The organism is Pseudomonas chlororaphis (assembly GCF_001921865.1).
Lineage (GTDB): Bacteria > Pseudomonadota > Gammaproteobacteria > Pseudomonadales > Pseudomonadaceae > Aquipseudomonas > Aquipseudomonas chlororaphis_D.
Map to the genome: position 1 here is coordinate 137,054 of NZ_MSCT01000020.1, position 26,117 is coordinate 163,170.

A 26,117-nucleotide genomic window follows, 5' to 3' on the forward strand; every position below is an offset into this window, starting at 1 on the left:
ACACCGAAGCCTCTGCCTCGTCAGCGCACGACTGCCAGGTTGAGTCGCGGTACCTCGTCCCCTGCTTCAAATCCCAACGACACCCCATTGATTCATCGGCAGGCCGCCTTTTTTCGGCCCGGACAATAAGGATTTCCCCATGAGCATGCTCAAAGACCCGTCCTCGAAGTACCGCGCGTTCCCGACCATCAACTTACCGGACCGTACCTGGCCGTCTAAAACCATCACCAGCGCGCCTATCTGGTGCAGCTCCGACCTGCGTGACGGCAACCAGTCGTTGATCGAGCCGATGGATGCGGTCAAGAAGCTGCGCTTCTGGAAAACCCTGGTCGCCGTTGGCGTGAAAGAAATCGAAGCCTCCTTCCCGGCCGCTTCGCAGACCGACTTCGACTTCGTGCGGACCCTGATCGAAGACGGCCACATTCCGGACGACACTACCATCCAGGTGCTGACCCAGGCCCGCGAAGACCTGATCGCCCGTACCTTCGAGTCGTTGCGCGGGGCGAAGAAAGCCATTGTCCACCTGTACAACGCCACCAGCCCATCGTTCCGCCGCATCGTCTTCAGCCAGGATAAGGCCGGCGTGAAAGAGATCGCGGTGAACGCCGCCAAGCTGTTCGTCAAGTACGCCGCCCAGCAGCCGGAAACCCAATGGCAGTTCGAGTACTCGCCCGAAACCTTCAGCGCCACCGAACTGGAGTTCGCCAAGGAAGTCTGCGATGCAGTGGTCGAGGTCTGGAACGCGACCCCGCAAAACAAGGTGATCCTCAACCTGCCGGCCACCGTCGAAGTAGCGACGCCGAACATCTATGCCGACCAGATCGAGTGGTTCTGCCGTCACATCAACCGTCGTGACAGCGTGCTCATCAGCCTGCACACCCACAACGACCGTGGCACCGGTGTGGCCGCCACCGAACTGGGCCTGATGGCCGGCGCCGATCGCGTCGAAGGCTGCCTGTTCGGCAACGGCGAACGCACCGGCAACGTCGACCTGGTCACCGTGGCCCTGAACCTCTACACCCAGGGCATCAACCCTGAGCTGGACTTCTCCGATATCGACGGCGTGCGCAAAGTGGTCGAAGAGTGCAACCAGATTCCAGTGCACCCGCGTCATCCGTATGTCGGCGACCTGGTTCACACCGCCTTCTCCGGCTCGCACCAGGATGCGATCCGCAAGGGCTTCGCCCAGCAAAAACCCGACACGCTGTGGGAAGTGCCGTACTTGCCGATCGACCCGGCCGACATCGGCCGCAGCTACGAGGCGGTGATTCGCGTCAACAGCCAGTCGGGCAAGGGCGGTATCGCCTACCTGCTGGAACAGGAATACGGCATCAGCTTGCCGCGTCGCATGCAGATCGAGTTCAGCCAGGTGGTACAGCGCGAAACCGATCGCCTGGGCCTGGAAATGACCGCCCAGCAGATCCACGCACTGCTTCACAGCGAGTACTTGCAGGCCAACACGCCGTACGCGCTGGTCAGCCACCGCTTGCAAGAAGAGAACGGTAACAGTGCCGTGGAAGTCGAAGTGTCCGGCAAGGGCCAGGGCGAGACCAACCTGCACTGGCGCGGTAAGGGCAATGGTGCCCTGGAAGCCCTGGTGGCCGGCTTGCCGGTTCCGGTGGAAATCATGGACTACAACGAACACGCCATCGGCGCGGGCACCAATGCCAAGGCCGCGGCCTATATCGAGCTGCGAGTGAACGGCGAGCGTGCGGTACACGGCGTGGGCATCGATGAAAACATCACCACCGCCAGCTTCAAGGCCCTGTTCAGCGCGCTGAACCGCTCCCTGAGCCAAACGGAAGCCAAAGCTGCCTAAGCGCTTCACGCGTACAAAAAAGCCCCGGATCTCCGGGGCTTTTTTGTATGTGTCTGTTCTGCCTGCTCAGGCAGTGGTGTTGATCCGCGCCGTCAGCGCCTGAAGCAACGCCTCCTGCAACACTTGCAGTTTGCTGGAGGTCACCGCGATTTGCGTCTGCACTTCCAACGCCTGCAGGGCTTTCTGCTCGTCGTTCGCCCGCCCCCTCTGCACTCGGGACAACTGCGCCTGCTGCTCGAGCAAGGTCTTTTTCGTCTCGTCGATCTGCTTCTGCAATTGTGCGATGACGTCGGCGCTGGTGGACGTGAGATCGGCCTCGGCGCCATATTCCTGCATATCGGCGCTGACTGCGTCGCTGTCGTCAGCCATGCGCGGGGCCTGTTCGTCCAGCGGGTTGGCCTGCGGCTCGGCGATATTGAGTTTTTGCGGCGTGGCGGCCAACGGGTATGGATTGATGCTCGCAGCACCGATACCGGTCATGGTGAATCTCCCTGAAAGTACTCTTTCCCCTTAACGGCACAACCCAAGCATTCTTTAAGCCGGGACGAACTCGAAAGTGTCGGCATCGAGGTAGGCCGGAAACCGCGCTCGGTAGGCCGCCAGTTCCGCGGCATTCAGGCAGACCTGGAACACCCCGTCGGCCTCGCCGGCGCTGAGCAGCGTCTCGCCCTGGAAATCCAGCACCTGGCTATCCCCGGTATAGGCAAACCCTTTGCCGTCAGTACCGACCCGATTGACCGCGGCGACATAACACAGGTTTTCGATCGCCCTGGCCGGCAACAGACGGTTCCAGTGCTGACGTCGCGCGCCTGGCCAGTTGGCCGTGTACAACAGTAAGTCGGTATCCCGGGCATCGCGGCTCCATGCTGGAAAACGCAGGTCGTAACAGATCAGCGGGCGGATACGCCAACCCTTGAGCTCGAACTGCACCTGGCGCTCGCCGGGCGTGTAGTGATCGTGTTCCCCCGCCATGCGGAACAGATGACGTTTGTCGTAATGCCAGACCTCGCCATCGGGGCGGGCCCAGAGCAAGCGATTGCGGTGACTGCCGTCGGCGGCCTGGATAATCACGCTGCCGGTGATCACCGCATCGAGCCTCGCGGCCTGGGCACGTAGCCATTTGCTGGTCGGACCGTTTTCCGTCTCGGCAAGAACGTCGGACTCCATGGAGAAGCCCGTGGTGAACATTTCCGGCAGGATAATCAGGTCGGCCCCCCGGGCCTGCTCGAGCAACAGCTGGAAATGCTCAAGGTTGGCCTGGCGATCGTGCCAGGCCAGGGTGGTCTGGATCAGCGCCACATTCAGATTGGGCAAAGCACTCAGATCACGCATAACTTCTCCGCTGCCAGACGCAGCGTCTCCTCACGTTTGGCAAAGCATAGCCGTACCAGACGCTGCCCTTGCGGTGGCTCACGATAGAACACCGATACCGGAATGGCTGCGACACCGTGCTCACGGGTCATCCAGGTCGCCATCTCGACGTCGCTCAGGTCCGGACGGATCCTCGAGTAGTCCACCAGTTGAAAGTAAGTACCGGCCACCCGGCTAAAGCTGAACCGCGAAGACGCCAGCAGATCGCAGAACAGATCGCGCTTGGCCTGGTAGAAACCGGGCAATTCTTCGACATGTTCCGGGTGTTCGGCCATGTAGTCCGCCAGAGCGTACTGCAACGGAGTCACCCCGCAGAAGCTGACATATTGATGCACCTTGCGCAGTTCGGCGCTCAAGGCCGGCGGAGCGACCACATAACCGGTTTTCCAGCCGGTCACGTGATAGGTCTTGCCGAAGGAGCTGACCACAAACGCCCGCTGGTAGAGTTCTTCGTGGGCCAACACGCTGACGTGCGCAATACCGTCGAACACCAGGTGCTCGTAAACCTCGTCGCTGACCAGATAGATGTCCCGGTCGCGGATCAGCGTCGCCAACTGGTCCAGTTCCGCACGACTGATCAGGGCCCCACAGGGGTTGTGCGGCGTATTGAGAATGATCATCCGCGTACGCGGGCTCAGCGCCTCGCCAAGTTTCTGCCAATCGATGGCGAAATTGTCCAGGCCAAGCGGAACATGCACGCAGCGCCCGCCCGCCAGCTCCACCGAAGGCTCATAGCTGTCATAGCAAGGGTCGAATACGATCACTTCGTCACCGGCCTGGATGACCGCCTGGATGGCGCAAAAGATCGCCTGGGTGGCGCCCGGGGTAATGGTCACCTCGGTGTCGGCGCTCACCGTCACCCCGTAACTGCGAGCGATCTTGGCCGCCACTTGCTGACGCAAGGCAGGCAGGCCGGTCATCGGCGCATATTGGTTATGGCCGCTGACGATATGTCGGGAGACGGCATCGCACAGGCCCTGCGGCGCATCGAAATCGGGAAACCCCTGAGACAGGTTCAGCGCTCCGGTTTCCACCGCGAGCTGCGACATTTGCGTGAAGATGGTGGTGCCGACATTCGGCAGCTTACTGGTGATCATGGGTGATTCCCTACTGAGCACCCGGCTCTACGGCGGCACGGGAGCTCCCGAGAATAGCCCAAACAACAGGCATGAAAAAGGGCGCCTTGGGCGCCCTTTTCCTCACACAAAACCCTGTAGGAGCGTGCTTGCTCGCGAAGCACCGGATCAGTCGCAGCGCCACCGCAAAGCTCGCTCCTGCAGCGAGCCTCAACGCTTGTCTTTGCGCTTCTTCTCAGCCTTTTTGTGGTGCGACATCAAACGACGCTTCTTGTTGACCTGACGGTCGGTAAGCGCGTTCTTGTTGCCCTCGTAGGGGTTTTCGCCGCCCTTGAACTCGATGCGGATCGGTGTACCGACCAGCTTCAGGACACGACGGTAGGTGTTTTCCAGGTAGCGCACATAAGACTTCGGCACCTTCTCCACCTGGTTGCCGTGGATCACGATCAGCGGCGGGTTGGCACCACCCAGGTGGGCATAACGCAGCTTGATGCGACGGTTATTGACCATCGGCGGCGCGTGCTCACTGATAGCGTCCTCGAGAATCTGCGTCAGGCGGCTGGTCGGCCAACGGGTAACCGCCGACTTGAAGGAGTTCTGCACGGACTGGTAGAGGTTACCTACACCGGTACCGTGCAAAGCCGAGATGAAGTGGATATCGGCGAAGTCGACGAAGAACAACCGGCGTTGCAGCTCGGTCTTCACGTAGTCGCGTTCGCCCGGCGTCATGCCGTCCCATTTATTCAGGGCAATCACCAGGGCCCGACCAGCTTCCAGGGCGAAGCCCAGCAGGTTCAGGTCGTGGTCCACCACACCCTCGCGGGCGTCCATGACGAAGATCACCACGTTGGCGTCTTTGATCGCCTGCAGGGTTTTGACCACCGAGAACTTTTCGACTTCCTCGTGGATCTTGCCGCGCTTGCGCACACCGGCGGTGTCGATCAGCGTGTATTTCTCTTCGTTACGCTCGAAGGGAATGTAGATACTGTCGCGGGTGGTGCCGGGCTGATCGTAGACGATGACCCGGTCTTCGCCGAGCATGCGGTTGACCAGGGTCGACTTGCCTACGTTCGGGCGACCGATAATGGCGATCTTGATCCCGTCTTTTTCGCTAGGACCCGGAATGCGCTTGGCTTCCTCGCCTTCGGCAACGATCTCTTCTTCGCCCTCTTCCGGCTCGTCCGCGTCGTCTTTCGGGAATTCGCCCAGGGCGATTTCCAGCATCTGCGAAATACCACGGCCGTGAGCACCGGCAATCGGGATCGCGTTGCCCATGCCCAACGGCGCGAACTCGGCACGCGCCATGTCAGGGTCGATATTGTCGACCTTGTTGGCGATCACGAACGAGGTCTTGTTACGTTTGCGCAGATGCTCGCCGATCATCTGGTCGGCCGCAGTGAAGCCGGCCTTGGCATCGACCAGGAACAGAACGACATCAGCTTCTTCGATGGCCAGCAGCGACTGCTCGGCCATCTTTTCGTCCATGCCATGCTCGTCACCGGAGATACCGCCGGTGTCGATCAGAATGTAGGTACGCCCTTGCCACTTGGCCTCACCGTATTGGCGATCACGGGTCAGACCGGACAGGTCGCCGACGATGGCGTCGCGAGTCCGAGTCAGGCGGTTGAACAAGGTGGACTTGCCGACGTTCGGTCGACCCACCAGGGCGATTACGGGAACCATGCGGCTCTCCACTGCGTTATTTCAGAAAATACAAAAGCCGCTGCGAGGCAGCGGCTGGTGCTCGTGTAGTAGCGAGCTTGGTCGCGAAAAACGTCACGACACCGCGTTTATCCAGGCTACACGCGTTATCGCCGACATCCATCGCGAGCAAGCTCGCTCCTACCTATAGGTCCAGCATAGTGCTTACTTGATGGTCAGGGCTTCCAGTTTGCCGCTGTTGCCATACACATAAATCATGTTGCCCACCACCAGCGGGCGGGCGCGCAGGCCGTCGCTGTCGATGCGCTCACGACCGACGAAACGACCGTCTACCTGGCTCAGCAGGTGCAGGTAACCTTCCAGGTCGCCTACCGCTACGTAGCTGGAGAAGACTTCCGGAGCCGACAATTGACGACGGGCCAGAGAGTCGTTGCTCCACAGGGCAGTGGTGGAGCGCTCGTCGACGCTTTCAACCGTGCCGGAAGACAGGCTCACATAGACGCTGCCAAAACCTTGGGCGACACCCGCGTAGCTGGAAGCATCGCGCTGCCAGAGCGGGCGACCGCTTTCCAGGTCCAGCGCCGCCACGCGCCCCTGATAGCTGGCGACATACAGGGTGCCGCCGGACAACAGCAGGCCACCGTCGATATCGACCACCCGGTCCAGTTCGGAACGACCTTGTGGAATCGCCACACGCTGCTCCCACACCGGCACGCCGTTGCGGATGTCCAGAGCCACCACTTTACCGGTCGACAGGCCGGCAACCGCCAGACGGTTGGTAGTGATTGGCGCACTGGTGCCACGCAGGGTCAGTACCGCCGGGGTGCTGTCGTAGACCCACATCTGGTTGCCGGTGGCGGCATCGAGGCCGATCACCCGGTCATCCTGGGTCTGGACGACAACCACATCGCCATTGGTGGACGGCGGGGCCAGCACTTCACTGGTCACCCGTGCGCGCCACTTCTCTTCGCCGCTCGAGGCGTCGAGGACGACCACTTCGCCCTTGAGGGTACCGATCATGACCAGGCCGTAACCCACGCCAACGGCACCGGACACTGGCAGTTCCAGGTCCTTTTTCCATTTGACGTCGCCGTTCATGCGATCCAGCGCTTCTACCACGCCCGTGACATCCGCGGCATAAATGGTGCTGCCGTCGATGGCCGGAACCAGCATGTTGTAGGTTTCGCCCTGGCCGTCACCGACCGAACGGCTCCACTGTTTCTGCAGGACAACTTCTTCTTTGAAGTCGACCAGTTCAGCAGGTGGCAATTCTTTCTTGCTGTTGCTGCTGCAACCCGCGGCCAGAACGGCCAGAGCCAGCAATGCTGCATGTTTCCAACGGATCACGTCACGCATCCCCTTTGGCCAGATCGTCCAGCTTGATTTGTAGGCCACCGACCGCCGCTTCATCGGACAGCGCAGCCTTGGCTTTTTCGTACGCAGCATGGGCTTCGTCGGTACGGCCCAATTGGACCAGCAGGTCGCCCTTGAGCTCTTCGCGAGTGGCCAGGAATGCCTTGTCGGCATCGCCTTCGAGCAGCTTCAGGGCTTCGTCAGCCTTGTTCTGCGCCGACAGCACCTGGGCCAGGCGCTGGCGGGCAATCTCGCCCAGCGTCGGATTGGCCGGCTTGTCGGTGATGGCCTTGAGTTCGCTGGCCGCGTCGTCCAGCTTGCCGGTATCGACCGCCACCTTGGCGACGAACAGGCTGCCGTATTGCGCATAAGCGCTCCCACCGAACTCGCTGTTGAGCTTGCCGGCCAGGTCCGCGACGCGGGCCGCATCCGGCTTGCCGTCAGGCGTCAGCGTGGTTTCCAGCAATTGCTGATAGAGCATCGAGGCGCCTTGCGACTGATTGCTCTGATACTTGTGCCAGGCCTGCCAGCCGAACACGATGACCAGCGCCAACAGGCCGCCGGTGACCAGCGGTTTGCCGTTACGCGACCACCAGTCCTTCAAATCCGCCAGCTGTTCATCTTCGGTACTAGACACCCCAATACTCCTTATTCGCTAAATCGGCTGTTTGACAGCTTCAACCCTGCACGACGCAGGTGGCCAGGTGTGCAGCGAGCGCATCCCAGGCAATGCTTTGTTGTTCGCCCTGGCCACGCAGGGGTTTGAAACCTACCACTTGCTGGGCCAGTTCGTCGTCGCCCAGGATCAATGCGTACAACGCACCGCTCTTGTCGGCCTTCTTGAACTGGCTCTTGAAGCTACCGGCGCCGGCATTGATCTGCAGACGCAGGTTCGGCAATTGATCACGAACACGCTCGCTCAGCGCCAGGGCGGCCAGTTCGGCGGCCTCCCCGAAAGCGCAGAGATAGACATCGACCTGGCGCGAGATCTCTTCCGGGACCTGCTCCAGGGTTTCCAGCAGCAGCACCAGGCGCTCGATCCCCATGGCGAAACCGACGCCCGGGGTAGGCTTGCCGCCCATCTGCTCGACCAGGCCGTCGTAACGGCCGCCGGCACAGACCGTACCCTGGGCACCGAGCTTGTCGGTTACCCACTCGAAAACGGTCTTGCTGTAGTAATCCAGGCCGCGGACCAGTTTCGGGTTGATCACATAAGGAATACCGGCGGCATCCAGACGCGCCTTGAGACCCTCGAAGTGCACGCGGGACTCTTCGTCCAGGTAATCGGCAAGCTTGGGCGCATCCACCAGCACCGCCTGGGTATCCGGGTTCTTGGTATCGAGCACCCGCAGCGGGTTGGTTTTCAGGCGACGCTGGCTGTCTTCGTCCAGCTTGTCCATGCGCGCCGAGAGGAACTCCACCAGCGCATCGCGATAACGCGCGCGGGCTTCGGCGGTCCCCAGGCTGTTCAGTTCGAGCTTGACCGCATCACGGATGCCCAGCTCGCCCCACAGGCGCCAGGTCAGTACGATCAGCTCGGCATCGATGTCCGGACCGTCGAGGTTGAAGACTTCGCAACCGATCTGGTGGAACTGGCGATAACGACCTTTTTGCGGACGTTCGTGGCGGAACATCGGGCCGATGTACCAGAGTTTCTGTACCTGACCGCCGCCAGTGATGCCATGTTCGAGCACGGCGCGCACGCACGCCGCGGTGCCTTCCGGACGCAGGGTCAGGGAGTCGCCGTTACGGTCGTCGAAGGTGTACATCTCTTTTTCGACGATGTCGGTCACTTCACCGATGGAGCGCTTGAACAACTCGGTGAACTCGACGATCGGCATGCGGATCTGCTTGTAACCGTAGTTATCCAGCAAACGCGCAACGGTGCCCTCGAAATAGCGCCACAGAGGCGTCTGCTCGGGCAGGATGTCGTTCATGCCACGAATGGCTTGCAGAGACTTGCTCACTATAAATCCTTAAATTCGTTCGGCTCTTCGGTCGGGCTCAGCCGCGAGCGATCAGCGCTGCGTCGGCTTCGACCTTTTCGGCCGCTTTCTCGCGGATCAGTTTTTCCAACTGGTCCACAAGATTGTCATTCGTCAGTTTCTGCGACGGCTTGCCGTCGATGTAAATCAGGTTCGGTGTGCCGCCGGTCAGGCCGACATGCGCCTCTTTGGCTTCGCCCGGACCGTTGACCACACAACCGATCACCGCCACGTCCAGCGGCACCAGCAGATCCTCGAGGCGGCCTTCCAGTTCGTTCATGGTCTTGACCACATCGAAGTTCTGCCGCGAGCAGCTCGGGCAGGCGATGAAGTTGATGCCACGGGAACGCAGATGCAGGGACTTGAGGATGTCGTAGCCGACTTTCACTTCCTCGACCGGGTCGGCCGCCAACGAGATGCGAATAGTATCGCCAATCCCTTCGGCCAGCAGCATACCGAGGCCCACGGCGGATTTCACCGTGCCTGAGCGCAAACCGCCCGCTTCGGTGATACCCAGGTGCAGCGGCTGGATGATTTCCTTGGCCAGCAGGCGGTAGGCTTCGACGGCCATGAACACGTCGGAGGCTTTCACGCTGACCTTGAAGTCCTTGAAATTCAGGCGTTCGAGGTGCTCGACATGACGCAGGGCCGACTCCACCAGCGCGGCCGGGGTCGGTTCGCCGTACTTCTTTTGCAGGTCCTTTTCCAGGGAACCGGCATTGACGCCGATGCGGATCGGGATCCCGCGATCGCGGGCTGCATCCACCACGGCGCGCACGCGATCTTCACGACCGATGTTGCCCGGGTTGATCCTCAGGCAATCGACGCCCAGCTCCGCCACGCGCAAAGCGATCTTGTAGTCGAAATGGATGTCGGCAACCAGCGGCACCTTGACCTGCTGCTTGATCCGGCCAAAGGCCTCGGCCGCGTCCATATCCGGCACGGAAACCCGCACGATATCGACGCCCGCGGCTTCCAGGCGGTTGATCTGGGCCACGGTGGCGGCCACATCATTGGTGTCGCTGTTGGTCATGCTCTGCACGGCAATGGGGGCATCGCCGCCCACGGGTACCGAGCCGACCCAGATTTTGCGGGACTCGCGACGTTTGATTGGAGATTCGCCGTGCATGACTTATTGACCTAACTTCAGGCGAGCAGTCTCGCCACTGGTGAACGGAGCCACATCGACCGCTTGTCCGTTGTAGCTGACCTGCGCGCCGCGGGCATACCCCAGGCGCACGGCAAAAGGAGGCTTGCCGGAAACATCGGCGGTCTCGCCCTTGCGCTTCAGGCCACTCAACAGCACCTTGCCGCTGCCATCGGTGATCTGGGTCCAGCAATCGGCTGTGAATTGGATCTGTACCTGGCCGGCACCTGCGACGGGCGCCGCGACAGGTGCAACGGGAGCAACCTGAACAGCCGCTGCGGCGACCACGGGGGCCACAGGCGCAACCGGAGTGCTTGGCGCGGGTGCCGTCGGAGCCACGACCACGGGCGCGGGAGTTGCCGGCGCAACAACCGGAGCGCTCGGCGCGGCGCTAGAGACATCCGTCTGGACCTGGTCTGGTGCCGGGGTTTCGGGTTGGGCCTGGGCGGTTTCGCCCTCCGCCTGACCTTCTGCCACGGCCTGGTCTTCCGGCTCGTCGATCGGGTGGATCTGCGTGGTGCCGTCAGCACCTTCGACTTCGACGTGTTCCTGGTTGAGACCGACCAGTTCCTTATTACGCACGGAGGTCTGATCCTGCCACCAGACGAAACCGCCGCCGATCACCGCGATCAGCAGCAACAGGCTGACGATCCGCAGAATGGTATGGGATACCCGCACCGGCTCTTCGATACGACCCAGGCTATGCACATTGCTGCCCTGGGAGTCGGTGCCGGTGTATTGGTCGAAGGCCTGGACCAGAACGGCCTGATCCATCCCCAGCAATTTGGCATAGGCGCGGATATAACCTCGGGCAAAGGTGTGCCCGGGCAGCTTGTCGAAAGCACCCGCTTCCAGGTTGCTCAACGAGCTGGCAGTCAGATTGAGCTTCAGGGCCACTTCAGCCAGCGACCAACCATTGCTTTCGCGGGCCTGACGCAGGGTCTCACCGGGGTTTACGCGAGTCGCTGCTAGAACTTCGGGATGCGCCGCTTTCATCATTGCTCCGACAGGTATTGCTGATATTCCGGCGTACCGGGATAGAGTCGTTTTAATTGCAGGCCGTAACTGGCGACCTTGTCGCGATCTTCAAACACCGTTGCCAGCCGAACGCCGAGCAATAGACTACGTGCATTTTGCTCGCTAAGCAGGCTAAAACGATCGTAATAGTCGCGTGCGGGCACATAATGCCTGTCTTCGAAGGACAACTCAGCCATTTCCAGCAATGCGCGAGGCTGCTGGCGGTTCAGTCGCAGGGCTTTTTCCAGGTGTTGCTGGGCCAGTGCACGCTCACCCAGGATCGCGGCGGTCATGCCAAGGTTCTCGAACACCCGGGATCGTTCGGGGTACAGGGTATCAGCAGCCGCTTGTTCAAAACGCTGATAAGCATCTTTGTAACGTTTTTCTTCAAAGAGAAAGCTGCCGTAATTGTTCAGGATACGGGCGTCGGAGGGGCGCGAAGCCAGGGCCTTGCGATAATGCCGGTCAGCCAGCTCGGGCTCCATTTCAGCCTGGAACACCAGCGCCAGGGCGGCATTGGCGTCGGCATCCGACTCGTCCAGCTCCAGCGCCTTTTTCAACGGCACCTTCGCCCGCTCGGTCATGCCCTGCTGCAGATAACCCAGGCCCAGCTGAACATAAGCCTCACGCGCCTCGTCCCGCCCCTTGCTTGTCTTCATCGGGTTCAGATCCCCCGAAAGAACACAGCCAGCCGACAGGCTGGCAAACAGCAGAAGCAGCGCGACGCGCAAGGCCATGGAGATCCTCTCTCAGGTACGATTCGCAGCGCTTTGCGGCATATCGGCATCGGCGCTCAACTCGCGCACCGCGATATAACGTTCGCTACGACGGGTGCGATCCAGCACCTGCCCTACCAGTTGCCCGCAGGCCGCGTCGATGTCTTCGCCGCGGGTAGTACGGACAGTGACGTTGAAACCGGCATGGTGAAGCTGATCCTGGAACCGGCGAATGGCGTTGTTGCTAGGCCGCTCGTAACCGGAGTGCGGGAACGGGTTGAACGGGATCAGGTTGATCTTGCAAGGAACGTCCTTGAGCAACTCGATCATTTCGACAGCGTGCTCGACCTTATCATTGACGTCCTTGAGCAGGGTGTACTCAATCGTCAGCACACGTTTCTCGCCCAGTGCCGACATGTAGCGCTGGCAGGACTCGAGCAGCATCTTCAGCGGGTACTTCTTGTTGATCGGTACCAGCTGGTTACGCAACGCATCGTTCGGTGCGTGCAGGGACAACGCCAGGGAAACGTCGATGTGCTTGGCCAGCTCATCGATCATCGGCACCACGCCGGAGGTCGACAGGGTCACGCGGCGCTTGGAGATGCCGTAGCCCAGGTCGTCCATCATCAGGCGCATGGCGGAGATGACGTTGTCGAAGTTCAGCAGCGGCTCACCCATGCCCATCATCACCACGTTGGTGATGGCACGGTCGACGGTCGCCGGGACACTGCCAAAGGATTTGTTGGCAATCCACACCTGGCCGATGACTTCGGCGGCGGTGAGGTTGCTATTGAAGCCTTGCTTGCCGGTGGAGCAGAAACTGCAGTCCAAGGCACAGCCTGCCTGGGACGAAACGCACAAGGTGCCGCGCTTGCCCTGGGGAATGTAAACGGTCTCGACGCAGCTGCCGGACGCCACGCGCACCACCCATTTGCGGGTGCCGTCGCTGGAGATGTCCTCGCTGACCACTTCCGGACCACGAATTTCGGCAACGGCCTTGAGCTTTTCGCGCAAGACCTTGCCGACGTTCGTCATGGCGTCGAAATCATCGACGCCAAAGTGGTGAATCCATTTCATTACCTGACCGGCACGGAAACGCTTCTCCCCGATTGAGTCGAAGAATTTTTCCATTTCCGGTTGAGTCAGACCCAACAGGTTAGTTTTGCCAGTCGATGTAGTCATGGTTTCACCTTCACTCACGGGCCTTTTGGCTTAGCGAGTGGTCACTTCGGTGGAAGCGAAGAAGTAAGCGATTTCGCGTGCAGCAGCGGCTTCGGAGTCCGAACCGTGAACGGCGTTGGCGTCGATGGATTCGGCGAAGTCAGCACGGATGGTGCCGGCAGCAGCTTCCTTAGGGTTGGTAGCGCCCATCAGCTCGCGGTTCAGAGCGATAGCGTTTTCACCTTCCAGAACCTGAACGACAACCGGACCGGAAGTCATGAAGGCAACCAGCTCGCCGAAGAAGCCACGAGCGCTGTGCTCAGCGTAGAAGCCTTCGGCTTCGGCTTTCGACAGTTGCTTCATTTTCGAAGCTACAACGCGCAGGCCAGCTTTTTCGAAACGGGTAACGATCTCGCCGATGACGTTTTTTGCAACAGCGTCAGGCTTGATGATGGAGAAAGTACGTTGAACAGCCATGGTGTAACTCCAGAAACGGTGATTAAAGCGAAAAATTAAACCCGCGAATTATACGCGGGTTTATAGGGATTGCCTAACTGCGTACGGGGCAGACTCAGTCTGCTTCTTCGATCCAGGCAGCCTGAATGGCTTCAAGAACCTTCTCGCCACCGCGAGCCGGATCGTCGCTGAACTCCGGCAACGCCAGAACCCATTGGTGCAGATCGACAAAGTTCACGTAACGCGGATCCACATCCGGCTTGGACTCAGCCAGTTGGATCGCGATTTCCAGCACATCAACCCACTTCAGACTCATGATGCTTCCTTGAATCAGTGCGGCGCTTCGGCCGCATGGTTGAGCGAGTATTTCGGAATTTCGACGGTGAGGTCTTCCTCGCCGACGATCGCCTGGCAGGACAGGCGCGATTGCGCCTCCAGGCCCCAGGCCTTGTCCAGCAGGTCTTCTTCCAGTTCATCAGCCTCATTCAGCGAGTCGAAACCCTCACGAATGATGCAGTGACAGGTGGTGCAAGCGCAGACGCCGCCGCAGGCGCTCTCGATCTCGATGTGGTTGTCATGCGCCACCTCGAGGACCGAAGTGCCCGGCTCAACTTCCACGACCAATCCATCCGGACAAAACACGGCATGTGGCAGAAAAATGATCTGCGGCATCAGTTATTCCTCGATTTCATTCAGATTGCGCCCCGCCAGAGCGGCTTTCACCGTCGAGTCCAGACGGCGTGCAGCAAAGGCATCGGTTACTTGCGACAGACGCTTGGTCTGCTGCTCGATGGCATAACCATCGGTGCCGCGCATCAATTCACTCAATTCCTGCATCTGCAGCTCGATGACCATGCGTTCCTCGGCATCCAGCAGACGCTCGCCGTCCGCTTCCAGAGCGCCCTGCACCGCCTCGATCAGGCGCTGGGCATCGACCTGCTGCTCGCGCAGCACGCGGGCAACCTTGTCATCGCCAGCGTATTGGAAGGAGTCCTTTAGCATCCTGGCGATTTCACCGTCGGTCAGCCCATAGGACGGCTTGACCTGGATACTGGCTTCGACGCCCGAACCCAGCTCGCGAGCGGCCACATTCAGCAGGCCATCGGCGTCAACCTGGAAGGTCACGCGAATCTTCGCCGCACCGGCGACCATCGCTGGAATGCCGCGCAACTCGAAACGCGCCAGGGAGCGGCAATCGCTGATCAGCTCACGCTCACCTTGCAGTACGTGAATCATCATGGCCGACTGGCCATCTTTATAAGTGGTGAAGTCCTGGGCGCGAGCCACCGGGATCGTGGTGTTCCGCGGGATCACCTTCTCCATCAGCCCGCCCATGGTTTCCAGGCCCAGGGACAACGGAATCACATCGAGCAGCAGCAGTTCGCCACCCTCACGCTTGTTACCTGCCAGGGTATCGGCCTGGATCGCGGCACCAATGGCCACCACCTGATCCGGATCGATTTCGGTCAGCGGCTGGCGCCCGAACATCTCGGCGACCGCCTCGCGCACTCGCGGAACACGGGTCGAGCCGCCAACCATGACCACGGCCTGAACATCTTCCAGCTCGACATTGGAGTCACGTACGGCGCGACGGCAAGCCTTGAGACTGCGCGCGACCATCGGCTCGATCAGCGCATCGAAGGCCTCGCGGGTCAGCGGAGCCGACCAGGCGCCGTAGGCGACCTCGACCGATGCAGCATTGGTGAGAGCTTCCTTGGCGGCACAGGCGGTTTGCAGCAGATTGCGCTGGGCGCCCGGATCAAGATCGGCGGACAGGCCGGCGCTCTCAATAATCCAGCCAGCGATCGCATGGTCGAAATCGTCGCCGCCCAGGGCACTGTCGCCCCCCGTGGCCAGCACCTCGAAGACGCCGCCGGTCAGGCGCAAGATGGAAATGTCGAAGGTCCCGCCGCCCAGGTCGTAAATGGCCACCACGCCTTCGGCGTGCTGATCCAGACCATAGGCCACGGCCGCCGCGGTCGGCTCGTTGAGCAAGCGCAACACGTTGAGGCCGGCCAGCTTGGCCGCATCCTTGGTTGCTTGGCGCTGGGCATCGTCGAAATAGGCCGGAACGGTGATCACCGCCCCCACCAACTCGCCGCCCAGGGTCGACTCGGCGCGCTGGCGCAGTACCTTGAGGATATCGGCCGAGACTTCCACCGGGCTTTTTGGCCCCTGGACAGTATCGATGAACGGCATATGCGACTCACCGCCGACAAAGCGGTACGGCAGTTGCTCGCCCAGTTGCTTGACGTCGGACAGACCGCGCCCCATCAGGCGCTTGACCGACAGCACGGTATTCAGCGGATCGCCGGACGCCGCCCGCCTGGCGGATTCGCCCACCTCGACATGATCGGCGTGATAACGCACGGCAGACGGCAGGATGACTTGCCCGTCAGCATCGGCCAGCGGTTCGGAAAGGCCGCTGCGCAGGGCGGCGACCAGAGAATTGGTAGTACCCAAGTCGATCCCCACAGCCAGGCGACGCTGGTGCGGTTGAGGACTTTGGCCGGGTTCGGCGATCTGCAGTAGGGCCATGCTTATCTGGACTTATCTGTATATCAGGCGTGCGACCGGAGCGGCACTGGGTTAATCGTCGAGGCGCTCTTCTAACTGGCGCACTTCGTAGGTGAGCTTGTCGAGGAACTGCATGCGCCGCATCAGGCGCTCGGCCTGCTCACGTTGCACGGCATCATTCCAGCAAGCTGCGAAGCTTTCGTTCAATTCATCCTGAGCCACTTTCAAGCGACGCTTGAAGCCTGCGATACCCGCCAGATCCGCCTCATCCTGCAAGTCCTCGAGTTCTTCGCGCCACTGCATCTGCTGCAGAAGAAACTCCGGATCATGCACCGTGACTTCCAGCGGCAACTCATGACCACCCATGGCGAGCAGGTATCGCGCACGCTTGGGCGGGTTCTTGAGCGTCTGGTAGGCCTCGTTGAGGCTGGCGGATTGTTCCAGCGCCAGGCGCTGCTCACGCTCGGAAGCGTCAGCGAAGCGGTCCGGATGAACGGCACGCGCCAACTCGCGGTAGCGCGCGGCCAACTGCTCGAGATCCAGGCGGAAACTCGGTTGCAGCTCAAATAAAGCGAAATGACAAGGAGTACCCACGAGCAGCCTCAGATGTTGAAGCTTTCGCCGCAGCCACATTCACCGCGCACGTTGGGGTTGTTGAACTTGAAGCCTTCGTTCAACCCTTCCTTGACGAAGTCCAGTTCGGTGCCATCCAGGTAGGTCAGGCTTTTCGGATCGATGATCACTTTCTCGCCGTGACTCTCGAACACCTGATCGTCCTCACCGATCTCGTCGACGAACTCCAGGACATAGGCAAGACCGGAACAGCCCGTGGTGCGAACACCCAGACGAATCCCATCACCTTTGCCGCGCCCGTTGAGGGAACGTCGCACGTGTTGAGCAGCCGCTTCTGTCATGCTGATAGCCATCGTGACTCCTTACTTGTCGCTCAATCTGTGAAAGCTGATCTACGAAATCAGATCAGGCCTTTCTTCTGCTTGTAATCGCGAACGGCGGCCTTGATGGCGTCTTCGGCGAGTACCGAGCAGTGGATTTTCACTGGCGGCAGGGCCAGTTCTTCTGCCAACTGAGTGTTCTTGATGGTCTCTGCTTCATCCAGAGTCTTGCCTTTCATCCACTCGGTCGCCAGGGAGCTGGAGGCGATAGCCGAACCGCAACCGTAGGTCTTGAACTTGGCGTCTTCGATGATGCCCTGCTCGTTGACCTTGATCTGCAAGCGCATCACGTCGCCGCATGCCGGAGCACCGACCATGCCGGTACCGACATCAGGGTCTTCCGCGTTCATCTTGCCGACGTTGCGCGGGTTCTCGTAGTGGTCGATGACCTTTTCGCTGTAAGCCATGATTCTTAATCCTCACTCATCAGGGCCGCTCTTGAGACCCTGTAGTTACGCCTGCGTCAGTCGCCGCGTCGCTACAGGAGCTGTATCTGGCGGCTTCTATATTTAGTGTGCCGCCCACTCGATCTTCGAGATATCGACGCCATCCTTGAACATGTCCCACAGCGGCGACAGGGCGCGCAGCTTGGTCACGGCCTCGCAGACTTTCTGCGCGGCATAATCGATTTCTTCTTCGGTGGTGAAGCGACCAAAGGTGAAACGGATCGAGCTGTGTGCCAGTTCGTCGTTGCGGCCCAGGGCGCGCAGAACGTACGAAGGCTCCAGGGACGCCGAGGTACAGGCCGAGCCGGACGACACCGCCAAGTCCTTGAGCGCCATGATCAGCGACTCGCCTTCGACGTAGTTGAAGCTCAGGTTCAGGTTGTGCGGTACGCGGGCGGTCATGCTGCCGTTGATGTACAGCTCTTCCAGGTGCTCGACCTGCTTGTAGAAACGGTCGCTCAACGCTTTGATGCGGACGTTCTCGGCAGCCATGTCTTCCTTGGCCACGCGGAAAGCTTCGCCCATGCCGACGATCTGGTGGGTCGCCAGGGTACCGGAACGCATGCCGCGCTCGTGACCGCCGCCGTGCATGGTCGCCTCGAGGCGAACCCGCGGCTTGCGGCTGACGTACAGCGCGCCGATACCTTTAGGACCGTAGGTCTTGTGGGCGGAGAAGGACATCAGGTCGACCTTCAGCGCCTGCAGGTCGATCTCGACCTTGCCGGTGGACTGGGCCGCGTCGACGTGGAACAGAATGCCTTTGGAGCGGGTCAGCTCGCCGATCGCGGCGATGTCGTTGACCGTACCGATCTCGTTGTTCACGTGCATGATCGACACCAAGATGGTGTCGTCGCGCAGCGCGGCTTCAACCATGGCCGGAGTGATCAGACCGTCTTCGCCCGGCTCGATGTAAGTCACTTCGAAGCCTTCACGCTCGAGTTGGCGCATGGTGTCCAGGACAGCCTTGTGCTCGATCTTCGAGGTGATCAGGTGCTTGCCCTTGGTGTGATAGAAATGCGCAACACCCTTGATTGCCAGGTTGTCGGACTCGGTGGCACCGGAGGTCCAGACGATTTCACGCGGGTCGGCGTTGACCAGGTCTGCCACTTGGCGACGAGCATTCTCCACCGACTCTTCGGCTTTCCAGCCAAACACGTGGGAGCGGGACGCCGGGTTACCGAAGTTTCCGTCGACCAGCAGGCATTCACTCATCTTTTGCGCGACACGCGGATCAACCGGGGTGGTCGCTGAGTAATCAAGGTAAATCGGCAATTTCATGGACTCTCTCCTAAATCAGGCTGGCTGGCGTGCCGCTAGCTCTTTGGCTGTCATTCGACGGCGGACGCTTCAATCTTGTCCAGGTGCTGCGCCTTGCCATTACAGCGGCGCTGATCCTGACGCTGGGCTACTTCTTGCACCTCACGGCGAGTCACAAGATCAGCCAAGCTGATACCGCTCAGAAATTCGTGAATCTGCAGGCTCAGGTCGCACCACAAGTGGTGAGTCAGGCAGGTATCGCCGGAATGGCAATCGCCCTGGCCCTGGCATTTGGTTGCATCGACCGACTCGTTCACCGCATCGATCACCTGGGCCACCTGAATGCCTTGCATGTCGCGCGATAGCTGGTAGCCACCGCCCGGACCACGCACGCTGGACACCAGATTACTGCGGCGCAGCTTGGCGAAGAGCTGTTCGAGATAGGACAGGGAGATGCCTTGGCGCTCAGAGATATCGGCCAGGGACACCGGCCCATGTTGCGCGTGCAACGCCAGGTCAAGCATGGCAGTTACCGCGTATCGGCCTTTTGTAGTCAGTCGCATGGACAAGTACCACGGAGTGTTTCGGGATGGGAGCGAGTATGCAATTCCCGAGTAATTAAGTCAACTATAAGACCTAGTACCTTAGTCGGGTTTACCCGCAAAATTGCGCGCGAATGATAGCAAAGTCTGCGGCGCAATGGCACATATTGGATTCGGCGGGATGAGCGGCGCCCTTTCGGACGCTATCGCGAGCAAGCTCGCTCCTACAGATGAGTGCAAAACCCTGCAGGAGCGAGCTTGCGATCCGCCATCAAAGGATCCGGAATTTCAGCCGACCTGGCTGTCACCCTTGTCCTTGACCCCGGCGAAATCCTCGTCGCGCAAGACCGGCAACTCCTTGGCGCAGTAGTTGCTGCCCAGATCCTTCAAGGCTCCGCACATGCCTTCCAGGCGCCCGTCGACAGCTTGCAGGTGATCAAGCAACTGGCCAATGGCCCGCGCCACCGGGTCCGGCATGTCCTCGCTGACGCCATAGGCGTCGAAACCGAGCTTTTCCGCCATGGCCTTGCGCTTGGCCTCCTGCTCGTCATCGGACTTGACGATGATGCGCCCGGGAATCCCGACCACGGTGGCCCCTGCCGGCACCGCCTTGGTCACCACGGCATTGGAGCCGACCTTGGCCCCCGCCCCGACAGTGAACGGGCCCAGCACCTTGGCGCCCGCCCCCACCACTACACCATCTTCCAGGGTCGGGTGACGCTTGCCCTTGTTCCAACTGGTGCCGCCCAGGGTCACGCCCTGATAAAGCGTAACGTCGTCGCCAATCTCGGCGGTTTCGCCAATGACGATCCCCATGCCATGGTCAATGAAGAAGCGACGACCGACCTTGGCCCCTGGGTGAATTTCGATCCCGGTCAGCCAGCGCCCGAAGTTCGACACCAGGCGCGCCAGCCATTTCCAGCCCATGCCCCACAGCGCGCCGGACAGGCGATGAATCCAGATCGCGTGCATGCCCGGGTAGCAGGTCAGGACCTCGAAGGCGTTGCGCGCCGCCGGGTCACGATGGAAAACACTCTGGATATCTTCACGCAAACGCTCAAACATCGTCATTCTTCCGCTTAAGGAGCTCGCCACGGGCCGCTTTCTGCGTTTCCGTGAGGATGCCTCGCAAAATATTCATTTCCGCCCGGCTCACCGAGCTGCGTCCGTACAACCGGCGCAGGCGCGCCATCAAGTGCCGCGGCTTTTCCGGATCGAGGAAGTCGATAGCCACCAGCGTCTGCTCCAGATGCTCGTAGAATCGCTCCAGCTCATCCATGGTCGCCAGCTCATCGCTGCGCGGCGACGCCACTTCATCTTTCTCGACCTTGTTCGGCTTGCCCTCGACCGACAGCCAGGACATACGCACTTCATAAGCCAACACCTGCACCGCCGTCGCCAGGTTCAGCGAGCTGAACGCCGGATCCGAAGGGATATGCACGTGGAAATGACATCGCTGTAGCTCGTCGTTGGTCAAGCCGGAATCTTCACGACCAAAGACCAGGGCAATTTCGGCGCCCTGCCCGGCCTCCTCCACCACTTTGACCCCCGATTCGCGGGGGTCGAGCAATGGCCAGGGAATACGCCGATCCCGGGCGCTGGTGCCAAACACCAGTGTGCAGCCGGCCAAGGCGTCTTCCAGGGTGGCAACGACCTGGGCGCGTTCAAGAATGTCGGTGGCACCCGACGCTCGCGCATCAGCCTCGGGAGACGGAAATACCCGCGGGTCAACCAGCACCAGCCGCGACAGGCCCATGTTCTTCATGGCACGCGCAGCCCCGCCGATATTCCCGGGATGACTGGTATTGACCAGGACGACACGAATGTTCTGCAGCAAGGGAGGCGCTCTCGGACACTGGAAAGGGGAGCAAATCTTACAGAACAGCCAGCGCTCCCGCCTCAAAAATAACAGTGCAGAGCCTGCCTTCTATATGAAGTCAGCCCATTCAAGACAGACTGCCGCTCGTCACAATGTGCGCACATTTATGGGGTCGAGCGATAGATCCAGGCCAGCGAAGCAAATGTCGACCTTCATCTGCAAAAGTTTTCTGCTAGAATGCTCGGCTTTCTTTAACAACCTTAGGTGACCTATCCATGCAGCCAATGCTGAATATCGCGCTGCGCGCCGCCCGCAGCGCCAGTGAACTGATTTTCCGCTCCATCGAGCGCCTGGATACCATCAAGGTTGACGAAAAAGACGCCAAAGACTACGTATCCGAAGTTGATCGCGCTGCCGAGCAGAAGATCATCGACGCGCTGCGCAAGGCCTACCCGACTCACGGCATTCTTGGCGAAGAAACCGGCCTGCACGCTGGCAGCGGCGAAGGCGAAGACTACCTGTGGATCATCGACCCACTGGACGGCACCACCAACTTCCTGCGCGGCATCCCGCATTTCGCGGTCAGCATTGCCTGCAAATACCGCGGTCGCCTGGAACACGCCGTGGTTCTGGACCCAGTGCGCCAGGAAGAATTCACCGCCAGCCGTGGCCGTGGCGCCCAGCTGAATGGTCGCCGCCTGCGCGTCAGCGGCCGCACCAGCCTGGACGGCGCCCTGTTGGGCACCGGTTTCCCGTTCCGTGACGACCAGATGGACAACCTCGACAACTACCTGGGCATGTTCCGTGCCCTGGTTGGCCAGACCGCCGGCATCCGTCGCGCCGGCGCCGCCAGCCTGGACCTGGCCTATGTGGCCGCCGGTCGTTTCGATGCGTTCTGGGAGTCGGGCCTGTCCGAGTGGGACATGGCAGCAGGCGCCCTGCTAATTCAAGAAGCCGGCGGCCTGGTGAGCGACTTCACCGGCGGTCACGACTTCCTGGAAAAAGGCCACGTGGTAGCCGGCAACACCAAATGCTTCAAGGCGGTCCTCACCGCCATCCAGCCGCACCTGCCGGCTTCGCTGAAGCGCTAAACGCCAGCGACAAAAAAAGCACCCCACGGGGTGCTTTTTTATGCCTGCCGTATGCCAGCACGTCACTTTGTCGCAGCGAAGCTTGCTCGCGATAGCTACCCCCAAGCGGCCTGAAACACCGCAGCGCCTGTATCGCGGGCAAACCTCCTCCCACGCAGGAAAACCCGGACCACAAAAAAGCACCCCGCAGGGTGCCTTTTTATAGCAATGCCGAGACGCTTATTGCACCGGCTCGTTCTGCCCCAGAATCAACTGGCCTTCCTTGTTGACCGGAATCTGGCTACCCGGATCACGATCCATACGCACCTGGCCTTGCTTGCCATTCAGTTCGTACTTCACGTCATAACCCACGACCTTGTCGCTGATGTCATTGACCGTGTTGCAGCGCGTCTGAGTGGTGGTGTAGGTGTCACGCTCCTGCATGCCCTCCTGCACCTTGTTACCGGCGTAACCACCACCGACCGCACCGGCGACCGTGGCAATCTTCTTGCCTGTGCCGCCGCCAATCTGGTTGCCCAGCAAGCCGCCGGCCAACGCACCAACCACCGTACCGGCGATCTGGTGCTGATCTTGCACCGGCCGCTGCCGGGTCACCGCTACATCCTTGCAAACCTCGCGAGGGGTCTTGATCTGTTGTTTAACCGGCTGAACGGCCAGCACTTGCGCATACTCAGGGCCGCTTTTCACCAGGCTGTAGGTGGCCACAGCACCCCCGGCAGTCACACCGACAGCACCCAATACCGCACCAACCAGCAACGACTTGTTCACATGAACCTCCTGACCATCACAAGCGGGACATGCCCGCGCTTCTCCCTGCCTTGGAGCATAAAAAAAGGCGCGAGTTCAATACTCGCGCCTTTTCGACTGCCTACCAGGAAGCGCAAACCGTCATGGACGGTCGTCGACTTCCTTCTCGGTATTGGCCGGAGGAATCAGGTCCTCGCTGCTCAGTTTCAGCCAGATCAGCACCACGTTGGCGATGTAGATCGACGAGTAGGTACCCGCCAGAACACCGACGAACAGCGCGATGGAGAAGCCCCACAGGTTGTCGCCACCGAAGAACAACAGCGCCGCGATCGCCAGCAGCGTGGAGATCGAGGTCGCCATGGTGCGCAGCAGGGTCTGGGTGGTCGAGATGTTGATGTTCTCGATCAGGCTGGCCTTGCGCAGCACGCGGAAGTTCTCACGCACCCGGTCGAACACCACGATGGTGTCGTTGAGCGAATAACCGATGATCGCCAGCACCGCCGCCAGTACCGTCAGGTCGAAGGTGATCTGGAAGAACGACAGGATACCGACCGTCACCACCACGTCGTGGATCAGGGAAACGATGGCACCGACCGCGAACTTCCACTGAAAGCGGAAAGCCAGGTAGATCAGGATGCCGCCCAGCGCCATCAGCATGCCGAGGCCGCCCTGGTCACGCAGCTCTTCGCCCACTTGCGGGCCGACGAACTCGACGCGCTTGACCTGCGCCGGGTTGTCGCCGCCGACCTTCTGCAGCGCTTCGGCTACCTGATGGCCCAACTGCGGGTCTTCACCCGGCATCCGCACCAGCAGGTCGGTAGTCGCACCGAAGCTTTGCACGATCGCTTCGTGATAACCGGATTCGCTCAGTTGAGCCCGAACCTTCATCACATCCGCCGGACGCTCGTAGGTCAGCTCGATGAGCGTACCGCCGGTGAAATCCAGGCCGTAGTTCAGCCCCTTGTGGAACCAGCTGAACAACGCCAGAACGGTCAGGAGCACGGTCAGGCCGAACGCAACGTTGCGCACGCCCATGAAGTTGATAGTACGTAACATGGCAGCCCCTTAAATCCACAACTTCTTGAAGTCACGACCGCCGAAGATCAGGTTGACCATCGCACGGGTCAGCCAGATGGCCGTGAACATCGAGGTAAAGATCCCGAGGGACATGGTCACCGCAAAACCCTTGACCGGGCCGGTGCCCATGGCAAAGAGAATCCCGCCGACCAGCAACGTGGTCAGGTTGGAGTCGAGAATCGCGGTGAATGCCCGGCCGAAGCCTTCGTTGATTGCCCGCTGCACGGTCATGCCGGCAGCAATCTCTTCGCGAATCCGCGAGAAGATCAGTACGTTGGCGTCCACCGCCATACCCATGGTCAACACGATACCGGCGATGCCCGGCAGGGTCAGCGTAGCCCCCAACAGGGACATCAGGGCCAGCAACAGCACCATGTTCAACGCCAGCGCCACGGTGGCGATGATGCCGAAGAAGCGGTAGATGGCAATGATGAACAGCGACACGAACAGCATGCCCCACAGCGATGCGTCGATACCCTTGGTGATGTTGTCGGCACCCAGGCTCGGACCAATGGTGCGCTCTTCAGCGAAGTACATCGGCGCCGCCAGACCACCGGCACGCAGCAGCAGCGCCAGCTCGGAAGACTCGCCCTGGCCGTTCAGGCCGGTGATGCGGAACTGACTACCCAGCGGCGACTGGATGGTCGCCAGGCTGATGATTTTCTTCTCTTCCTTGAAGCTCTGCACCGCGACGTCTTTCTCGACGCCGTCGACCACTTGCTTGGTGTACGTGGTGGTCGGCTTCTGCTCGATGAAGATCACCGCCATGCTGCGACCGACGTTGCTGCGGGTCGAACGGCTCATCAACTCGCCGCCATGGCCATCGAGCTTGATGTTCACCTGTGGACGACCGTGCTCGTCGAAGCCCGCCTGGGCGTCGGTCACCTGGTCGCCGGTGATGATCAGGCCACGCTCGATCTGCGCAGGAGGACGATTGCCTTCGCGGAACTCGAAAGACTCGGAAGTGGCTTTCGACGCGCCCGGCTCGGCGGCCAGACGGAACTCAAGGTTGGCCGTCTTGCCCAGGATACGCTTGGCTTCGGCAGTGTCCTGCACGCCCGGCAGCTCAACCACGATACGGTTGGCGCCCTGACGCTGAACCAGAGGCTCGGCGACACCCAGCTCGTTGACGCGGTTACGGACCGTGGTCAAGTTCTGCTTGATGGAGTATTCACGGATTTCCGCCAGCTTGGCCGGGGTCATCGCCAGACGCAGCACCGCCTGACCATTGAGGTCGGCCGGAACAATGTCGAAATCGTTGAAGTTCTTGCGGATCAGCGCACGGGCCTGTTCACGGGTCGCGTCGTCGCTGAAGCCCAGTTGAATGGCACCATTGAGCTGCGGCAGGCTGCGATAGCGCAGGCGCTCTTTACGCAACAGGCTCTTCACATCGCCTTCGTAGACCTTCAGGCGTGCGTCGAGGGCTTTCTCCATGTCCACTTCCAGCAGGAAGTGCACACCGCCGGACAAGTCCAGACCCAGCTTCATCGGGTGCGCGCCGAGGTTGCGCAGCCATTGCGGGGTGGTTTGTGCCAGGTTCAATGCAACGACGTAGTCGTCGCCCAGGGCCTTGCGCACGACGTCCTTGGCTGGAAGCTGGTCTTCCTGCTTGGTCAGACGCAGCAGGCCGCCCTTGCCCTTGGCTCCGACAGAAGAAGCCTTGACAGCGATCCCGGCCTCGCCGAGCGCCTTGCTCGCACGGTCCAGATCGTCCTGAGTAACCTGCAGCGCAGTGCTCGCGCCGCTGACCTGAATGGCCGGGTCATCGGGGTACAGGTTGGGAGCGGAATAAATAAAACCGATCGCCAGCACCGCCAGGATCAGTACGTATTTCCACAGAGGGTATTTGTTCAGCATCACGCCGCCCGTTTATGAAGCGGGGCGCCTTGCGCGCCCCGTCGATTG

Annotated in this window: 27 protein-coding genes; 2 read left to right on the forward strand and 25 right to left on the reverse strand. The window is 60.7% G+C overall.

What is annotated here, in order from left to right; genetic code table 11:
- Positions 1-139: 139 nt before the first annotated feature.
- Positions 140-1,819 carry a 2-isopropylmalate synthase gene (gene leuA / locus BTN82_RS23590; protein WP_075121495.1) on the forward strand — a complete coding sequence of 560 codons (1,680 nt, stop codon included), beginning with the start codon at positions 140-142 and terminating at the stop codon, positions 1,817-1,819.
- A 66-nt stretch (positions 1,820-1,885) separates the two neighbouring features.
- On the opposite strand, the gene BTN82_RS23595 is transcribed toward leuA, so the two are convergent.
- The 22 genes from BTN82_RS23595 to trmJ all read right to left on the reverse strand — a co-directional run bounded on the left by BTN82_RS23595 (position 1,886) and on the right by trmJ (position 21,315).
- On the reverse strand, positions 1,886-2,299 hold the full coding sequence (locus BTN82_RS23595; RefSeq protein ID WP_075121496.1) for a hypothetical protein: 414 nt from the start codon (positions 2,297-2,299) through the stop codon (positions 1,886-1,888).
- A 54-nt stretch (positions 2,300-2,353) separates the two neighbouring features.
- Complete coding sequence (locus BTN82_RS23600; RefSeq protein ID WP_075121497.1) at positions 2,354-3,151, reverse strand: amidohydrolase; 798 nt, start codon at positions 3,149-3,151, stop codon at positions 2,354-2,356.
- Positions 3,139-4,287: a pyridoxal phosphate-dependent aminotransferase gene (locus BTN82_RS23605; protein WP_075121498.1), complete on the reverse strand. Its 1,149-nt coding sequence runs from the start codon at positions 4,285-4,287 to the stop codon at positions 3,139-3,141. Before BTN82_RS23605 ends, BTN82_RS23600 begins: the two co-directional genes overlap by 13 nt.
- A 189-nt stretch (positions 4,288-4,476) precedes the next feature.
- Positions 4,477-5,949: a ribosome biogenesis GTPase Der gene (gene der / locus BTN82_RS23610; protein ID WP_075121499.1), complete on the reverse strand. Its 1,473-nt coding sequence runs from the start codon at positions 5,947-5,949 to the stop codon at positions 4,477-4,479.
- A 183-nt stretch (positions 5,950-6,132) separates the two neighbouring features.
- The gene (bamB, locus tag BTN82_RS23615) at positions 6,133-7,284 is read right to left on the reverse strand and encodes an outer membrane protein assembly factor BamB (RefSeq protein WP_075121500.1); all 1,152 of its coding nucleotides are present in this window, start codon (positions 7,282-7,284) and stop codon (positions 6,133-6,135) included.
- The gene (locus BTN82_RS23620; protein WP_075121501.1) at positions 7,277-7,918 is read right to left on the reverse strand and encodes a YfgM family protein; all 642 of its coding nucleotides are present in this window, start codon (positions 7,916-7,918) and stop codon (positions 7,277-7,279) included. Before BTN82_RS23620 ends, bamB begins: the two co-directional genes overlap by 8 nt.
- 40 nt (positions 7,919-7,958) lie before the next feature.
- Positions 7,959-9,248 (reverse strand): histidine--tRNA ligase, encoded by a 1,290-nt coding sequence (gene hisS, locus BTN82_RS23625; protein WP_075121502.1) that lies wholly within the window; start codon positions 9,246-9,248, stop codon positions 7,959-7,961.
- Positions 9,249-9,285: 37 nt separating this feature from the next.
- Positions 9,286-10,395 (reverse strand): flavodoxin-dependent (E)-4-hydroxy-3-methylbut-2-enyl-diphosphate synthase, encoded by a 1,110-nt coding sequence (gene ispG, locus BTN82_RS23630; protein ID WP_075121503.1) that lies wholly within the window; start codon positions 10,393-10,395, stop codon positions 9,286-9,288.
- A 3-nt stretch (positions 10,396-10,398) separates the two neighbouring features.
- Positions 10,399-11,409, reverse strand: coding sequence for a helix-turn-helix domain-containing protein (locus BTN82_RS23635; RefSeq protein ID WP_075121504.1), 1,011 nt, complete (start codon positions 11,407-11,409; stop codon positions 10,399-10,401).
- Positions 11,409-12,167 (reverse strand): type IV pilus biogenesis/stability protein PilW, encoded by a 759-nt coding sequence (pilW, locus tag BTN82_RS23640; protein ID WP_075121505.1) that lies wholly within the window; start codon positions 12,165-12,167, stop codon positions 11,409-11,411. Before pilW ends, BTN82_RS23635 begins: the two co-directional genes overlap by 1 nt.
- A 12-nt stretch (positions 12,168-12,179) precedes the next feature.
- Positions 12,180-13,328, reverse strand: coding sequence for a 23S rRNA (adenine(2503)-C(2))-methyltransferase RlmN (gene rlmN / locus BTN82_RS23645; protein WP_075121506.1), 1,149 nt, complete (start codon positions 13,326-13,328; stop codon positions 12,180-12,182).
- 30 nt (positions 13,329-13,358) lie between these two features.
- Complete coding sequence (gene ndk, locus BTN82_RS23650) at positions 13,359-13,784, reverse strand: nucleoside-diphosphate kinase (RefSeq protein ID WP_007929529.1); 426 nt, start codon at positions 13,782-13,784, stop codon at positions 13,359-13,361.
- Between the two features lie 94 nt (positions 13,785-13,878).
- A complete protein-coding gene (iscX, locus tag BTN82_RS23655) occupies positions 13,879-14,079 on the reverse strand; it encodes a Fe-S cluster assembly protein IscX (RefSeq protein WP_007929528.1) in 201 nt (66 codons plus the stop codon).
- 14 nt (positions 14,080-14,093) lie between these two features.
- Entirely contained in the window at positions 14,094-14,435 is a 342-nt protein-coding gene (fdx, locus tag BTN82_RS23660) for an ISC system 2Fe-2S type ferredoxin (protein WP_044464846.1), read from the reverse strand.
- A 3-nt stretch (positions 14,436-14,438) separates the two neighbouring features.
- Positions 14,439-16,301, reverse strand: a complete 1,863-nt coding sequence (hscA, locus tag BTN82_RS23665; RefSeq protein ID WP_075121507.1) for a Fe-S protein assembly chaperone HscA — start codon at positions 16,299-16,301, stop codon at positions 14,439-14,441.
- Positions 16,302-16,352: 51 nt separating this feature from the next.
- Complete coding sequence (hscB, locus tag BTN82_RS23670) at positions 16,353-16,874, reverse strand: co-chaperone HscB (protein ID WP_075121508.1); 522 nt, start codon at positions 16,872-16,874, stop codon at positions 16,353-16,355.
- An 8-nt stretch (positions 16,875-16,882) separates the two neighbouring features.
- The gene (gene iscA / locus BTN82_RS23675; protein ID WP_007929524.1) at positions 16,883-17,206 is read right to left on the reverse strand and encodes an iron-sulfur cluster assembly protein IscA; all 324 of its coding nucleotides are present in this window, start codon (positions 17,204-17,206) and stop codon (positions 16,883-16,885) included.
- 47 nt (positions 17,207-17,253) lie between these two features.
- Positions 17,254-17,640 carry a Fe-S cluster assembly scaffold IscU gene (iscU, locus tag BTN82_RS23680; protein ID WP_007929523.1) on the reverse strand — a complete coding sequence of 129 codons (387 nt, stop codon included), beginning with the start codon at positions 17,638-17,640 and terminating at the stop codon, positions 17,254-17,256.
- Positions 17,641-17,742: 102 nt separating this feature from the next.
- Positions 17,743-18,957 carry an IscS subfamily cysteine desulfurase gene (locus tag BTN82_RS23685; RefSeq protein ID WP_075121509.1) on the reverse strand — a complete coding sequence of 405 codons (1,215 nt, stop codon included), beginning with the start codon at positions 18,955-18,957 and terminating at the stop codon, positions 17,743-17,745.
- 50 nt (positions 18,958-19,007) lie between these two features.
- Complete coding sequence (iscR, locus tag BTN82_RS23690) at positions 19,008-19,499, reverse strand: Fe-S cluster assembly transcriptional regulator IscR (RefSeq protein WP_009045442.1); 492 nt, start codon at positions 19,497-19,499, stop codon at positions 19,008-19,010.
- A gap of 267 nt (positions 19,500-19,766) precedes the next feature.
- Positions 19,767-20,543, reverse strand: coding sequence for a serine O-acetyltransferase (cysE, locus tag BTN82_RS23695; RefSeq protein WP_075121510.1), 777 nt, complete (start codon positions 20,541-20,543; stop codon positions 19,767-19,769).
- Positions 20,536-21,315 carry a tRNA (cytosine(32)/uridine(32)-2'-O)-methyltransferase TrmJ gene (gene trmJ, locus BTN82_RS23700; protein WP_075121511.1) on the reverse strand — a complete coding sequence of 260 codons (780 nt, stop codon included), beginning with the start codon at positions 21,313-21,315 and terminating at the stop codon, positions 20,536-20,538. The genes cysE and trmJ overlap by 8 nt, the downstream gene beginning before the upstream one ends.
- A 257-nt stretch (positions 21,316-21,572) precedes the next feature.
- Between trmJ and suhB the strand changes: the two genes are divergently transcribed.
- Positions 21,573-22,388: an inositol-phosphate phosphatase gene (gene suhB / locus BTN82_RS23705; RefSeq protein ID WP_007929514.1), complete on the forward strand. Its 816-nt coding sequence runs from the start codon at positions 21,573-21,575 to the stop codon at positions 22,386-22,388.
- 219 nt (positions 22,389-22,607) lie between these two features.
- Here the strand turns inward: suhB and BTN82_RS23710 are convergent, their stop codons facing one another.
- The 3 genes from BTN82_RS23710 to secD all read right to left on the reverse strand — a co-directional run bounded on the left by BTN82_RS23710 (position 22,608) and on the right by secD (position 26,069).
- A complete protein-coding gene (locus tag BTN82_RS23710; protein ID WP_075121512.1) occupies positions 22,608-23,156 on the reverse strand; it encodes a glycine zipper 2TM domain-containing protein in 549 nt (182 codons plus the stop codon).
- Positions 23,157-23,276: 120 nt separating this feature from the next.
- Positions 23,277-24,191, reverse strand: coding sequence for a protein translocase subunit SecF (secF, locus tag BTN82_RS23715; protein WP_075121513.1), 915 nt, complete (start codon positions 24,189-24,191; stop codon positions 23,277-23,279).
- Positions 24,192-24,200: 9 nt separating this feature from the next.
- Entirely contained in the window at positions 24,201-26,069 is a 1,869-nt protein-coding gene (gene secD, locus BTN82_RS23720; protein ID WP_075121514.1) for a protein translocase subunit SecD, read from the reverse strand.
- Positions 26,070-26,117 lie beyond the last annotated feature (48 nt).

Excerpts from the sequence above, each read along its gene's own strand:
- leuA (WP_075121495.1), top strand. The coding sequence starts at position 140 with ATGAGCATGCTCAAAGACCCGTCCTCGAAGTACCGCGCGTTCCCGACC.
- BTN82_RS23595 (WP_075121496.1), bottom strand. The coding sequence starts at position 2,299 with ATGACCGGTATCGGTGCTGCGAGCATCAATCCATACCCGTTGGCCGCC.
- BTN82_RS23600 (WP_075121497.1), bottom strand. The coding sequence starts at position 3,151 with ATGCGTGATCTGAGTGCTTTGCCCAATCTGAATGTGGCGCTGATCCAG.
- BTN82_RS23605 (WP_075121498.1), bottom strand. The coding sequence starts at position 4,287 with ATGATCACCAGTAAGCTGCCGAATGTCGGCACCACCATCTTCACGCAA.
- der (WP_075121499.1), bottom strand. The coding sequence starts at position 5,949 with ATGGTTCCCGTAATCGCCCTGGTGGGTCGACCGAACGTCGGCAAGTCC.
- bamB (WP_075121500.1), bottom strand. The coding sequence starts at position 7,284 with ATGCGTGACGTGATCCGTTGGAAACATGCAGCATTGCTGGCTCTGGCC.
- ispG (WP_075121503.1), bottom strand. The coding sequence starts at position 10,395 with ATGCACGGCGAATCTCCAATCAAACGTCGCGAGTCCCGCAAAATCTGG.
- BTN82_RS23635 (WP_075121504.1), bottom strand. The coding sequence starts at position 11,409 with ATGAAAGCGGCGCATCCCGAAGTTCTAGCAGCGACTCGCGTAAACCCC.
- pilW (WP_075121505.1), bottom strand. The coding sequence starts at position 12,167 with ATGGCCTTGCGCGTCGCGCTGCTTCTGCTGTTTGCCAGCCTGTCGGCT.
- rlmN (WP_075121506.1), bottom strand. The coding sequence starts at position 13,328 with ATGACTACATCGACTGGCAAAACTAACCTGTTGGGTCTGACTCAACCG.
- ndk (WP_007929529.1), bottom strand. The coding sequence starts at position 13,784 with ATGGCTGTTCAACGTACTTTCTCCATCATCAAGCCTGACGCTGTTGCA.
- iscX (WP_007929528.1), bottom strand. The coding sequence starts at position 14,079 with ATGAGTCTGAAGTGGGTTGATGTGCTGGAAATCGCGATCCAACTGGCT.
- fdx (WP_044464846.1), bottom strand. The coding sequence starts at position 14,435 with ATGCCGCAGATCATTTTTCTGCCACATGCCGTGTTTTGTCCGGATGGA.
- hscA (WP_075121507.1), bottom strand. The coding sequence starts at position 16,301 with ATGGCCCTACTGCAGATCGCCGAACCCGGCCAAAGTCCTCAACCGCAC.
- iscA (WP_007929524.1), bottom strand. The coding sequence starts at position 17,206 with ATGGCTATCAGCATGACAGAAGCGGCTGCTCAACACGTGCGACGTTCC.
- iscU (WP_007929523.1), bottom strand. The coding sequence starts at position 17,640 with ATGGCTTACAGCGAAAAGGTCATCGACCACTACGAGAACCCGCGCAAC.
- BTN82_RS23685 (WP_075121509.1), bottom strand. The coding sequence starts at position 18,957 with ATGAAATTGCCGATTTACCTTGATTACTCAGCGACCACCCCGGTTGAT.
- iscR (WP_009045442.1), bottom strand. The coding sequence starts at position 19,499 with ATGCGACTGACTACAAAAGGCCGATACGCGGTAACTGCCATGCTTGAC.
- cysE (WP_075121510.1), bottom strand. The coding sequence starts at position 20,543 with ATGTTTGAGCGTTTGCGTGAAGATATCCAGAGTGTTTTCCATCGTGAC.
- suhB (WP_007929514.1), top strand. The coding sequence starts at position 21,573 with ATGCAGCCAATGCTGAATATCGCGCTGCGCGCCGCCCGCAGCGCCAGT.
- secF (WP_075121513.1), bottom strand. The coding sequence starts at position 24,191 with ATGTTACGTACTATCAACTTCATGGGCGTGCGCAACGTTGCGTTCGGC.
- secD (WP_075121514.1), bottom strand. The coding sequence starts at position 26,069 with ATGCTGAACAAATACCCTCTGTGGAAATACGTACTGATCCTGGCGGTG.